The sequence below is a fragment of the Tepidimonas thermarum genome, from assembly GCF_007556705.1.
Taxonomy (GTDB): Bacteria; Pseudomonadota; Gammaproteobacteria; order Burkholderiales; family Burkholderiaceae_C; genus Tepidimonas; species Tepidimonas thermarum.
Window position 1 is genome coordinate 1 of record NZ_VJOL01000064.1, and the last position, 11,490, is coordinate 11,490.

General features: G+C 70.1%; 11 protein-coding genes and 2 pseudogenes. 4 read left to right on the forward strand and 9 right to left on the reverse strand.

Going from position 1 to position 11,490, the window contains the following annotated elements; genetic code table 11:
• Positions 1-194: 194 nt before the first annotated feature.
• The 6 genes and pseudogenes from Tther_RS11890 to Tther_RS11915 form a co-directional block, all read right to left on the reverse strand.
• A complete protein-coding gene (locus Tther_RS11890) occupies positions 195-527 on the reverse strand; it encodes a c-type cytochrome (protein ID WP_143904149.1) in 333 nt (110 codons plus the stop codon).
• Positions 528-694: 167 nt separating this feature from the next.
• Positions 695-1,459, reverse strand: a pseudogene (locus Tther_RS11895) (c-type cytochrome); the annotation flags it as partial.
• Positions 1,460-1,461: 2 nt separating this feature from the next.
• Entirely contained in the window at positions 1,462-2,814 is a 1,353-nt protein-coding gene (soxC, locus tag Tther_RS11900; protein ID WP_143904153.1) for a sulfite dehydrogenase, read from the reverse strand.
• On the reverse strand, positions 2,807-3,310 hold the full coding sequence (locus tag Tther_RS11905) for an ArsR/SmtB family transcription factor (RefSeq protein ID WP_143904155.1): 504 nt from the start codon (positions 3,308-3,310) through the stop codon (positions 2,807-2,809). The genes soxC and Tther_RS11905 overlap by 8 nt, the downstream gene beginning before the upstream one ends.
• A 14-nt stretch (positions 3,311-3,324) precedes the next feature.
• Positions 3,325-4,011: an ABC transporter ATP-binding protein gene (locus Tther_RS11910; RefSeq protein ID WP_143904157.1), complete on the reverse strand. Its 687-nt coding sequence runs from the start codon at positions 4,009-4,011 to the stop codon at positions 3,325-3,327.
• Positions 4,004-5,272 (reverse strand): lipoprotein-releasing ABC transporter permease subunit, encoded by a 1,269-nt coding sequence (locus Tther_RS11915; RefSeq protein WP_143904159.1) that lies wholly within the window; start codon positions 5,270-5,272, stop codon positions 4,004-4,006. Before Tther_RS11915 ends, Tther_RS11910 begins: the two co-directional genes overlap by 8 nt.
• A 56-nt stretch (positions 5,273-5,328) precedes the next feature.
• Here Tther_RS11915 and Tther_RS11920 point away from each other — a divergent pair, with 56 nt between their 5' ends.
• Genes Tther_RS11920 through Tther_RS11930 form a run of 3 tightly spaced genes read left to right on the forward strand, consistent with a single transcriptional unit; the run spans position 5,329 to position 8,734 of the window.
• Positions 5,329-6,333: a phosphoglycerate mutase gene (locus Tther_RS11920; RefSeq protein WP_143904161.1), complete on the forward strand. Its 1,005-nt coding sequence runs from the start codon at positions 5,329-5,331 to the stop codon at positions 6,331-6,333.
• Positions 6,330-8,075, forward strand: a complete 1,746-nt coding sequence (gene recJ, locus Tther_RS11925) for a single-stranded-DNA-specific exonuclease RecJ (RefSeq protein WP_143904164.1) — start codon at positions 6,330-6,332, stop codon at positions 8,073-8,075. The genes Tther_RS11920 and recJ overlap by 4 nt, the downstream gene beginning before the upstream one ends.
• Positions 8,072-8,734: an RluA family pseudouridine synthase gene (locus Tther_RS11930; protein ID WP_246099033.1), complete on the forward strand. Its 663-nt coding sequence runs from the start codon at positions 8,072-8,074 to the stop codon at positions 8,732-8,734. Before recJ ends, Tther_RS11930 begins: the two co-directional genes overlap by 4 nt.
• Before the next feature lie 59 nt (positions 8,735-8,793).
• Here the strand turns inward: Tther_RS11930 and Tther_RS11935 are convergent, their stop codons facing one another.
• The 3 genes from Tther_RS11935 to Tther_RS11945 are packed head-to-tail and all read right to left on the reverse strand — an operon-like array spanning position 8,794 to position 11,140.
• Positions 8,794-9,762, reverse strand: a complete 969-nt coding sequence (locus Tther_RS11935; RefSeq protein ID WP_143904168.1) for a patatin-like phospholipase family protein — start codon at positions 9,760-9,762, stop codon at positions 8,794-8,796.
• A gap of 19 nt (positions 9,763-9,781) precedes the next feature.
• On the reverse strand, positions 9,782-10,420 hold the full coding sequence (locus tag Tther_RS11940; protein ID WP_143904170.1) for a CoA transferase subunit B: 639 nt from the start codon (positions 10,418-10,420) through the stop codon (positions 9,782-9,784).
• A gap of 15 nt (positions 10,421-10,435) precedes the next feature.
• Complete coding sequence (locus tag Tther_RS11945; RefSeq protein WP_143904172.1) at positions 10,436-11,140, reverse strand: CoA transferase subunit A; 705 nt, start codon at positions 11,138-11,140, stop codon at positions 10,436-10,438.
• A 95-nt stretch (positions 11,141-11,235) separates the two neighbouring features.
• Between Tther_RS11945 and Tther_RS11950 the strand changes: the two are divergent.
• Positions 11,236-11,364, forward strand: a pseudogene (locus Tther_RS11950) (PAS domain-containing protein); the annotation flags it as partial.
• Positions 11,365-11,490: the final 126 nt, after the last annotated feature.

Genomic DNA, 11,490 nt, shown 5'->3' on the forward strand with positions numbered 1-11,490 from the left:
ACGGCCGCCAGCGCCTCGGCCAGCGTCTTGGCCGCAAAGCCTTCGCGGCCCGCCGCCAGCGCCTGCTCAGCCGTCACCACGCCCAGCGACACCAGCGTCGCCAGCGCCCCACCGGCCTTGAGCACGGTGCGTCGATTCTGTTTCATCGATCTGACTCCTTGAAAAAACGTTGTCGATTGGCGCCCAACGCGCCATCACTTGTCGGGCGCCCCAGCCAGTACCCACTCGGCCAACAGCTTCGCGTCGGCGTCGCTCAGTGCCGCCTGCGCCGGCATCGGCACCGGGCCCCACTTGCCCGCGCCACCCTTCTTGATCGAGGCGGCAAGCTCCTCGGGTTTCATGCCCTTGTATTTTTCCGCCACCGCTTTGTAGGCGGGGCCGACCAGCTTTTTATCCGCCGCGTGGCAGCTCATGCACGCGCTCTTTTGCGCCAGCGCCTTGGCGGCAGCGGCGTCCAAGGCGTGCGCCGGAGCGCTCAAGGCTGCCAGAGCCGCCACCGCCGCCATCGTCGTCATCAGGTGCTTCATCGTCGTCTCCTGTCGCGTCAAGATGTGCCCACCCGAGGGGGCAAGGGTTAGAGAACGGCCGGCCGGCAGGGTTCACGCCTGCCGAGCGCCGACCCGTGTTGCGCCGCGTGCTGACCTCAGCTCTTGGGCGCCAAGGGCTCTTTGCGGGGCGGCTTGGTGGTGTCCCAACCGCGCATCGGGCCGATCAGACGTTGCTGCTCGAACAGGTTGCCGTGCGCGTCGCGCATGTTCTCCGGCAACATGGACTTGATGTCGCCTTCGATCGGGCAGTTGTTCATGCAGCGCGTGTTTTTCACGTCCGGCTTGCCGCTGAACTGGTAGTTGGGCAGCCACAGGCCGTGGTCGGTGGTCATGCCGTTGCGGTTGGGCATGCGGTTTTGCACCTGCGCGATGTTCTGGTCGCTCAGCACAAAGTCTTCCGGCACGATGTTGCCCAGGTGCAGGATGTAGGCCACCACGCCGTAGACGTCCTCGACCGACAGCGACTTGGGCGCGTTCCACGGCATGGCGCGGTTGATGTAGTCCCACAGCGTCGAGATGGTGGGCACCTTCATCAACGTGGTGCGCTGCGGGTAGTGCGCTTCCAGGCGCAGGTTGGCGACGCGGCCGGTTTCGATGTCCTTGGCGGTGGTCCCGCCCACGATGGGCGTGAACACCTCGTTGGACTCGCCAAACTCACCGTGGCACATCGCGCACTTTTCGTCCCAGACTTTTTGCCCGTGGGCCACCGAGCCGGAGCCCTTGGGCAGTCCCTTGAAGTCGGGGCGAACGTCGATGTCCCAGGCCTTGATTTCGTCGGCGGTGGGTGCACGCCCCAGGTCGGCCCAGGGCTTGGCACCCTGCACCTTGCTGGCGTGGGCGCCGCTGACGGCGCCGGCGGCGAGAATGGCGGCGACGGCGGCCGCACGAACGGTACGTTCAAAACGCTTCATCATCAGTACACCTGCACGTTGGAGACTTCGCCGTTTTCCGACACCAGCCAGCTCTGGATGGCGTTGTTGTGGTAGATCGAGCGCGTGCCACGCACGGCGCGCAGCTGGTTGATCTTGGGCTGCACGTAGCCGGTCGAGTCGATGGCGCGGCTTTGCAAAATGGCGGGCTTGCCGTCCCACACCCAGTCGAAGTTGAAGCGCGTAAAGGCCTTGGGCAGGATGGGGTTCTCCAGCCGCGCCGGGCGCCAGGTGCGGCCGCCGTCCACCGAGACGTCCACCGCCTTGATGGTGCCCCGGCCCGACCACGCCAACCCGGAAATGTTGTAGTAGCCCTTGTCGAGCAAAGTCTGACCGCCGGACGGGGTGGTGATGACGCTCTTGCACTCCTGAATGCCGCTGTACTGGCGGTGCAAGCCGTTGGGCAGCAGGTCGATGTAGTGGACGGATTCGTCCTTGGTGCCCCAGGGCTTGTCGCCGACTTCGATGCGGCGCAGGTATTTGACCGAGCTCACGGCCTGCACGCCCGGCACGATCAGGCGCAGCGGATAGCCGTTTTCCGGCCGCAGCATCTCGCCGTTTTGGCCCCAGGCCACGATCACGTCGTCGAGCGCCAGCTCGATGGGGATGGTGCGCGTCATCGACGAGCCGTCCGCCCCCTCGGCCAGCACGTACTTGGCGCGCTTGCGGTCGATGCCACACATGTCCAGCAGCGTCGACAGCAGCACCCCGGTCCACTCCGAGCAGCTGCACATGCCATGGGTGTACTGCACCGTCGGCACCGCCACGTTGCCCCACTCCATGGCGGTGTTGGCACCGCACTCGAGGAAGTGGATGCGCGACACGCTGGGCAGGCGCATCAGGTCGTCCATCGTAAAGACGCGCGGCCGCTTGATCAGGCCGTCGTCGCCGTGCACCATCAGGCGGTGCTGCGACGGGTCGATGTCCCACCAGCCCTGGTGGTGGCGCTCGAAGTGCAGGCCGCTGGGCGTGATGATGCCAAACAGCCCCTGCAGCGGCGTAAAGCTCACCGACGCCTGCGAGACGCGGGTCAGGCCCGGGCTTTCGCGACGCTGCAGGTTTTTCTCCCACTGGCTGGGCATGCCATAGCCACGCGCCGCGACCGGCTGCCCCAGGCCGGTGGTGTGCTCGGGCAGCTTGAGGATGGCGTCCTCACCCTTGGGGGCGGCGACGGCCGAGCCGGCCGCGACCGTGGAGGCGGCGCCCGCCCCCATGGCAAGGGCCTTGGCCATGAAGCTGCGCCGTGCCTTGCGGGCCTGTTCGAGCAGCTCCGGGCTCAGGTGGTTCTCGGGCGCGGGCAGGACCCGGCCGATGACTTCGCGGAGGTTCTCAGACACTGGTTTCTTCCTTTGACTCAACGGGAAACACCGACACCGACGGACCGACACCGCACCCCTGCCCCCGAACCGGTGTCCCGGCCCCCGCCGCGAGCTGCTGCATCACCAGGCGGCACAGGTCCAGATGGGACGAGGGCGCCACCCGATAAAACACCCGTGCACCGTCGCGCCGCCGCACCAGCAACCCGGCTTGGTGCAACCGGGCCAGGTGGCGCGACACGTTGGCTTGCGCCAGCCCCGTGGCCTGCATGATGTCGTTGACACAACGCTCGGCCTCGCAGACGGTGTACAGGATGCGCAGCCGCGCCGGCTCGGCCAGAACGCTGAACTGCTGCGCCACCGATTCAAAGACCGGCGAGCGGGTATCCAGCGAAGCGGCAGAAGACGATCGGCTCACATCAATACTATATGATTGATTGCGAATATCCTGATTAGTGTAAACCCTAAATCCAACCGTACCTGACAGCGCCGCCCGCCGCGCGGCGACGAACGGCATCGGGATGGGCCGAATCAGCCGCGCAGCTGGCCGCCCACGAGCTGCAGGGTGCGGTCGCAGCGCGCCGCCAGCGCGGGGTCGTGCGTGACCAGCACGAAGGCCGTGCCCTGCGAGCGGGCCAACTCCAACATCAGCGCGAAGACGCCGCTGGCCGTTTCGCGGTCAAGGTTGCCGGTGGGCTCGTCCGCCAGCACGCACGCCGGGCGCGTGACCAGCGCGCGCGCGATCGCCACGCGCTGGCGCTCGCCGCCGGAGAGCTCGGCCGGGCGGTGCAGCAGGCGCTCGCCCAGTCCCACCCGCTGCAGCCAATCGGCCGCCTGCGCCGCCGCGTCGGCCCGCCGCATGCGCCGGATCCACAGCGGCATGGCCACGTTGTCCTGCGCGGTGAACTCCGGCAGCAGGTGGTGAAACTGGTAGACGAAGCCCAGGTGCTGGTTGCGCGCCCAGCCCTGCCGCGCCGGGGGCAGGCGGTGCAGGTTTTCGCCCAGCAGACGCACCTCGCCTGCGGTGGGCGACTCCAGCGCGCCCAGCAGGTGCAGCAGCGTGCTTTTGCCGGAGCCGGACGCGCCCACGATCGCCACCGTCTCGCCCGAGCGCACCGTCAGGTCCACCCCACGCAGCACGGTCACGTCCAGCCGCCCCTCGCGGAAGCGCTTGACCAGGCCGCTGGCCTGCAGCACCACGCCGTTGTTCTCACTCATAGCGCAGCGCCTCCGCGGGGTTGAGCCGGCTGGCGCGCCAGCTCGGGTAGAGCGTCGCGACGAAGGCCAGCGCCAGCGAGATGACGACGATGGGCACGATGTCGGCCGCCTGCGGGTCGCTGGGCATGCGGCTGATCAGGTAGATGTCCTGTGGCAAAAAGTGCACGCCCAGCAGCCGCTCCAGTGCCGGCACCAGCGTGTCGATGTGCAGCGCCACGCCCAGGCCCAGCGCCAGCCCCAGCGCGGTGCCCACCACCCCGACGGCGGCCCCCTGCACGACGAAGATGGCCATCACGCTGCGCGGGCTGGCGCCCAGCGTGCGCAGGATGGCGATGTCGGCGCGCTTGTCGGTGACGGTCATCACCAGCGTGGAGACCAGGTTGAACGCCGCCACCGCCACGATGAGCGTGAGGATGATGAACATCATGCGCTTTTCCACCTGCACCGCGGCAAACCAGGTGCGGTTGGCCCGGGTCCAGTCGCGCACCACGACGCCTGAGCCAAGCACCGGCTGCAGCCGCGCGGCCAGCTCGATCGCCACCTCGCGCGCGGCGTGCAAATCGTCCAGCCGCACCCGCACCCCGGTGGGCCCCTCCACGCGAAACAGCCGCTGCGCGTCCTGCAGGTGCACCAGTGCCAGCGTGGCGTCGTACTCGTAATGGCCGGAGTCGAACAACCCCACCACCGTCATTTGGCGCAGCCGCGGCACCACGCCCGCCGGGGTGAGCTGTCCGCTGGGCACCACCAGGGTGACGGCGTCGCCGGTCGTCACCCCCAACGAGCGCGCCAACGCCGCGCCCAAGACGATGCCAAACCGCCCAGGCTGCAGCGCGCCCAACGCCTGCGCCGCCAAATCGGCCCCCAGCGCGGTCACCGCCGGCTCCAGCGCCGGATCGATGCCGCGCACGACCGCCCCTTTCATGTCCTGCCCGCGCGCCAGCAGCCCCTGCTCGGCGACGAAGGGCGCCACCGCCTGCACGCGCGGGTGCTCGCGCACCAGCGCCATGGTTGCCGCCGGGTCGCCCAACGCCTCGCCGGTGGCCGACAGCACTTCGACATGGGCCAACACGCCCAGCATGCGGTCGCGCACCTCTTTTTGAAAACCGTTCATCACCGACAGCACGATGATGAGCGCGGCCACCCCCAGCCCGATGCCCAGCATCGAGACCGCGCTGATGAACGAAATGAAGCCGTTGCGCTGGCTGGCCCGACCGGCGCGGGTGTAGCGCCAGCCGATCACGAATTCGTAAGGCAAAGACATGGATGTGCCCAAGGTTGGGTCCGATTGTGCCGCAGCGGTTGCGCAACAATCGCGGCATGCGCACGGTTCGCCACCTGATCATTGCCTACGCCGCCCCGCCAACGGTGCAGCAGCCCGACGGTGGCGCGCCGCCGCCGGCCCCACCGGCGCTGCCCGCGCTGCAGCAGGCCCTGGCGCACGCCACGCCGCAGGCCCAACACGTCGGCGACGCGTGGAGCCTGACCCCGCCGCACGAACACGCCTACGCCCAGGCCCTGGGTTGGACGGTGGCCGATGGCCAACTGCCCTGGGCCGCGTGGCACGCGGGCCGTGTGGGCGTGGGCTGTGCCTGGCTGTGGCCGTGCGCCTGGCAGGCAGGACTCGACCACATCACCATCGTGCCGCCGCAGGCGCTGGATGTGCGCCCCCACGAGGCCGACGCCCTGCGCCGCGCCTTGGCCCCCTACGCGGCCGACGATGGCATCGTGCTGCGCGGCGACGACCCCGTGCGCTGGCATGCCGAAGGCGCACCGTTCGAACGCTGGCGCAGCGCCAGCCTGGACCGCGTGGCGCACCGGCGTGCCGACGGCTGGTGGCGCGATGCCGGGTCGGACCCGGCCGCGCGCACGCTGCTGCGCCTGCTCAACGAGGCGCAAATGCTGTTTCATGACCACCCCGTCAACGCCGAGCGGGCCGCGCGCGGACAACTGCCCATCAACGGCTTGTGGATCAGCGGTGCCGGGCGCTGGGACGGCTCCGGGGTTGCCGCCAGCCAAACCGACGTGCGGCTGGTGGACGATTTGAGCGTGCCGGCAACGCGTGGCGACGCCGCGGTCTGGGCGGCCACTTGGCAAACGCTGGACACCACCGTGCTCGCGCCCTGGCTGGCCGAACCCGCGCCCGACGCGGCGCCGCGCTGGCTGACCCTGTGCGGCGAACGCGGCTGGCGCACCTGGCGGCTGGAGCCGGGCGCCGCCCCGCCCCCGCCCGAGCGCCGCCCATGGCGCGACCTCTGGGGGCGGCTGCGCGGCCACCCCCCAGCGACCGCGCCGGCAACGGCCACGTGGTGGAGCGGCCTGTGAAGATCACCCCCCGCGATGTGCCCCCGCGCGCGGCCTGGGCGCTGGAGCAGGCGGGCGTGCACCCGCTGCTGGCGCGCCTCTACGCCGCGCGCGGCGTGCGCGAGGCCGCCGAGATCGACGACGCGCTGGCGCACCTGCCGCCGCCCGAGGCGTTGCGCGGCGCGCGCGAAGCGGGCGAACTGCTGGCCGATGCGCTGCAACGGCGGCACAGGGTGTGCATCGTGGCCGACTACGACTGCGATGGCGCCACCGCCTGCGCCACCGCGTGGCGCGGCCTGCGCCTGCTCGGTGCGCCGCTGGGCTGGGACCGGGTGCGCTACCTCGTGCCCGACCGCGCGCGCGACGGCTATGGCCTGACCCCTGCGCTGGCCGAGCGCGTGCACGCGCTGGGCGCCGATGTGCTGGTCACCGTGGACAACGGCATCGCCAGCGTGGACGGCGTGGCGCGCGCGCGGGCCCTGGGGCTGCAGGTGCTCATCACCGACCACCACCTGCCGCTGGTGCAAGCCGGCGCGGTGTGCCTGCCGCAGGACTGCGTGATCGTCAACCCCCATCAGCCCGACTGCCCCTTCCCGTCCAAGGCCATGGCCGGCGTGGGCGTGATGTTTTACGTGCTGCTGGCGCTGCGCGCCGAGTTGCGTCGGCGTGGCGTGTTCGACGGCGCCAACCAGCCGCGGCTCGACGGCCTGCTGCCGCTGGTGGCCTTGGGCACCGTGGCCGACGTGGTGCGGCTCGACGCCCACAACCGGCGCCTGGTGGCGCAGGGCCTGCGGCGCATCCGCGCCGGCGCCATGCCGGCGGGCATGGCCGCGCTGCTGGCCGCCGCCGGGCGCGTCGCCGCGCGCGCCTCCACCTTCGACCTCGGCTTTGCGCTCGGTCCGCGGCTCAACGCCGCCGGGCGCCTGCGCGACATGGGGCTGGGCATCGAATGCCTGATCACCGACGACCCGGGGCGCGCGGCGGACCTGGCACGCCAGCTCGACGACATCAACCGCGAGCGCCGTGCCGTGGAGTCGGCCATGCGCGAGCAGGCCTGGCTGGCGGTGGCACAGCGCCACGGCGCAGCCCTGGACACCGACGCCCCGCCCCCCGCCATCACGGTGTTCGACCCGTCGTTCCACGAGGGGGTGGTGGGCATCGTCGCCGGACGGCTCAAGGACCGCCTGCACCGGCCGGTGTTCGTCTTCGCCCCGGCGCACCTGGACGATGGCACGCCATGCCTGAAGGGCTCGGGGCGCTCGATTGCGGGCTTTCACCTGCGCGATGCGCTGGACTGGATCGCCAAGCACCAACCGGGCCTGCTGCTGCGCTTTGGCGGACACGCCATGGCGGCCGGCTGCACCCTGCCGGCCGACGGGCTGGCCGCCTTCGACGCCGCGCTGCAAACCGTGGCCGCCACGTGGCTGGACGCCGCCACGCTGCAACGCCGCCTGGACACCGACGGCGCGCTGGCCGAACCCTGGCGCCGTGTGGACATCGCGGACCTGCTCGACGCCCAGGTGTGGGGCCAGGGCTTTGCCGCGCCGGTCTTCAGCGACGAGGTGGAAGTGCTGGGCCAGCGCCTGGTGGGCGAGCGGCACCTGGCGCTGCGGTTGCGCGTGGGTGGCACCGCGCTGGAGGGGATTTGGTTTGGGCAGACCGAGCCGCTGCCGCGCAGCGCCGTGCTCGCCTACCGGCTGGCCGCCGACGAATGGCAGGGGCAGCGCCGCCTGCGGCTGATGATCGAGGGCGCAGCGTCGTGAGCGGCGCGGACCTGCCCCTGTGCTACCACGACGACGACCTGGTGGTGGTGGACAAACCGGCGGGCCTGCTGTCGGTGCCCGGGCGCGGCCCGGACAAGACCGACTGCGTGGTGGCGCGCCTGCAACGCATCCTGGGGCCGGTGCTGGTGGTGCACCGGCTGGACATGGGCACCTCGGGCCTGCTGGTGCTGGCGCGCAACGCCTCGGCGCAGCGGGTGCTGTCGATGGCGTTTGCGCAACGCCGCGTGCACAAACGCTACATCGCGGTGGTGGCGGGCGTGCCGCTGGCCGTGCCGGACGACCAAGGCTGGTCGCACATCCGCCTGCCGCTGATCGTGGACTGGCCGCGCCGACCGCGCAGCACCGTGGACGTTGCCCACGGCAAACCCAGCCACACGCGCTGGCGCTGCCTGGCGCAGGAAACCTGGGCCCACCGCGTGGTGGCCACGCGTGTGGCACTGGAGCCGCTGACGGGTCGTTCGCACCAGTTGCGTGTGCACGCGCTGGCCATGGGCCACCCGATCCTGGGCGATGAGCTCTACGCCCCGGCCGCGCTGCGCGACGCCGCGCCCCGGCTGCTGCTGCACGCGGCCGAACTCACGCTGCCGCACCCGCGCACCGGCGCGCTGCTGGTGGTGCGCAGCCCCGCACCGTTTTGACGCGCTGCACGGCGCACCCGCACCGGGCGCGCCCCACCCGGCGGGGGTGCAGGGCAGGCTCAAGCGGGGAGCAGATCGCGGATGGCGGGCAGCGCCTGCTCGGCGGCCTTGCGCCCGGCGGCAATCGCTGGGATGCCGCGGTGAAAATCCATGGCCGCGATGTCGGTGAGCATCGGCCGCACGATGACGTCGGCCGGCTCGCCCGCCAGCCGGCTTTGCGTGATGCGCCACTGCACGATGTTGAGGCTCGTGGTCAGCACGTCGAGCAGCGACGGCGCCTCCATCGCGCTGGCGCGCCCGCTCGGGGGTGGCGCCGCCTCTTGGCGCGCATCGCCAGCATCGCCCGCCGCAGCCGTCTCGGCAGCGGTGTCCGGCTTGGCGCGCCACGGCAGGCGCGCCAACACCGCATCCACCAGCCCGCCACGCGGACGCGGCGCCATGCGGCCGGCGATGCGCTGGCGGCGCACCATGAGCTGCCAGTTCAGGTCCACCGCGATCACCACGTCCGCCCCCATGGCGCGGCACAGCGACACCGGCACCGGGTTGACCAGCCCCCCATCGACGAGCAGGCGCCCGTCCACCTGCGCCGGGGTGAACACCCCCGGCACGGCGATCGAGGCGCGCACGGCGTCGATCACCGGCCCCTCGCGCAGCCAAATTTCGCGGCCCGTGCCCAGCTCGGTGGCCACGCAGCCAAACGGCTTGCCCAGCTCGGCGATGCCGCGGTCCACGAAGCGCGCGCGAAAAAACTCGACCAGCTTGCCGCCTTCGATGAGGCCGCCGCCCATCTTGAGGTCGATCAGCCCCACCACCTGCTGCCAGCCCAGCGAGCGCACCCACGGCTCCAGCCGGTCGAGCTCGCCGGCCGCGTAAGCCGCACCCACCAACGCGCCGATCGAGGTGCCGCAGACGATATCGGGCTCCAGGCCGGCCTCCTGCAGCACGCGCAGCACGCCGATGTGCGCCCAGCCGCGCGCGGCGCCGCTGCCCAGCGCCAGGCCAATGCGGGGACGGGCAGCGGCGTTCATCCGGTCGGCCCCGTGCGCATCACCGCAGCGGCACGCCGGTCTTGCTCTGGATGTATTCGCGCGTCACGCCCGGTGCAAGCTCCACGAGCTTGAGCCCCTCAGGCGTCACGTCCATCACCCCCAGATCGGTGATGATGCGGTCCACCACCCCCTTGCCGGTCAGCGGCAGCGTGCACTCGGGCAGGATCTTCAGGTCCTCCGTGCCGTCCTTCTTGCGCGCCACGTGCTCCATGAGCACGACCACGCGCTTGACGCCAGCCACCAGGTCCATGGCGCCGCCCATGCCCTTGACCATCTTGCCGGGGATCATCCAGTTGGCCAAATCACCCTTGTCCGTGACCTGCATGGCGCCCAGGATGGACAGGTTGATCTTGCCGCCGCGGATCATGGCAAACGACTGATCCGAGCTGAAAATCGACGAGCCCTTGATGGTCGTGACGGTCTGCTTGCCGGCGTTGATGAGGTCGGGGTCCACCTCGTCCTCGTACGGGAAGGGGCCGATGCCGAGCATGCCGTTTTCGCTTTGCAGCCAGACCTCGATGTGGTCGGGCACGTGGTTGGCCACCAGCGTCGGGATGCCGATGCCGAGGTTGACGTAGAAGCCGTCTTGCAATTCCTGCGCCGCGCGGGCGGCCATCTGGTCTTGGGTCCAAGGCATGATCGGGCTCCTTGCTCAAACTTTGCGGTCGCGCGTGGTGCGCTTTTCGATGCGCTTTTCGGGCGTGGGGTTGTGCACGATGCGGTGCACGTAAATGCCGGGCAGGTGCACATCGTCCGGGTCGATGGCGCCGGTGGGCACGATGCGCTCGACTTCGACGATGCATATTTTGCCGGCCGTGGCCGCCGGCGGGTTGAAGTTGCGCGCCGTGCGGCGAAAGCGCAGGTTGCCAGCCAGGTCGGCCACGTCGGCCTTGATCAGCGCCACATCGGGGAACAGCGCGTGCTCCAAGATGTAGGTCTCGCCGTTGAATTCGCGGTGCTCCTTGCCCTCGGCCACGATGGTGCCCACGCCGGTCTTGGTGAAAAACGCCGGGATGCCCGCGCCGCCGGCGCGCAGCTTCTCGGCCAGCGTGCCCTGCGGCGTAAACTCCAGCTCCAGCTCACCGGCCAGGTACTGGCGCTCGAACTCCTTGTTTTCACCCACGTAGCTGGAAATCATTTTTTTGATCTGGCGCGTCTCCAGCAGCTTGCCCAGCCCAAAACCGTCCACACCGGCGTTGTTGGAGATCACCGTCAGGTTCTTGACGCCGCTGTCGCGCAGCGCATCGATCAGCGCTTCGGGGATGCCACACAGGCCAAAGCCGCCGACGGCGATGAGCTGCCCATCGGCCACCACGCCCTCCAGGGCCGCGGCCGCGCTGGGGTAGACCTTGTTCATGCTCGCACGCTCCTGTCCAAAAGTGGGAGAAAGCCATACGATACTACGTAACCGCATACGTAGGATTGCCTACTGTCCAACCCTAGGTCGTGTCCATGCTGCCTGCCCTCGACGACTACCGGCTGGCCTTTGAATGGGCGCCGGTCGGGCTGGTGCTGTCGCGCCACCGCACCATGGTGGACTGCAACCAGGCCGTGTGCGAGATGTTTGGCGCCAGCCGCGAGGATTGTGCAACCTCTTTTCTGTAAATTTCCGGTTGGGTGGTCATGACAACCGGGTTACAGGTTGAAGTTGAGATAGACCTTGCCGGTCAGCCACTCGTCGTCGAGTTCGGCGAGCATTGCGGAAAC

What these genes read in the sequence shown, in the direction of transcription:
- Tther_RS11945 (WP_143904172.1), bottom strand. Translation starts at nt 11,140, where the DNA reads ATGAACAAGGTCTACCCCAGCGCGGCCGCGGCCCTGGAGGGCGTGGTG.
- Tther_RS11905 (WP_143904155.1), bottom strand. Translation starts at nt 3,310, where the DNA reads ATGCCGTTCGTCGCCGCGCGGCGGGCGGCGCTGTCAGGTACGGTTGGA.
- Tther_RS11915 (WP_143904159.1), bottom strand. Translation starts at nt 5,272, where the DNA reads ATGTCTTTGCCTTACGAATTCGTGATCGGCTGGCGCTACACCCGCGCC.
- Tther_RS11920 (WP_143904161.1), top strand. Translation starts at nt 5,329, where the DNA reads ATGCGCACGGTTCGCCACCTGATCATTGCCTACGCCGCCCCGCCAACG.
- Tther_RS11940 (WP_143904170.1), bottom strand. Translation starts at nt 10,420, where the DNA reads ATGCCTTGGACCCAAGACCAGATGGCCGCCCGCGCGGCGCAGGAATTG.
- Tther_RS11935 (WP_143904168.1), bottom strand. Translation starts at nt 9,762, where the DNA reads ATGAACGCCGCTGCCCGTCCCCGCATTGGCCTGGCGCTGGGCAGCGGC.
- Tther_RS11910 (WP_143904157.1), bottom strand. Translation starts at nt 4,011, where the DNA reads ATGAGTGAGAACAACGGCGTGGTGCTGCAGGCCAGCGGCCTGGTCAAG.
- Tther_RS11890 (WP_143904149.1), bottom strand. Translation starts at nt 527, where the DNA reads ATGAAGCACCTGATGACGACGATGGCGGCGGTGGCGGCTCTGGCAGCC.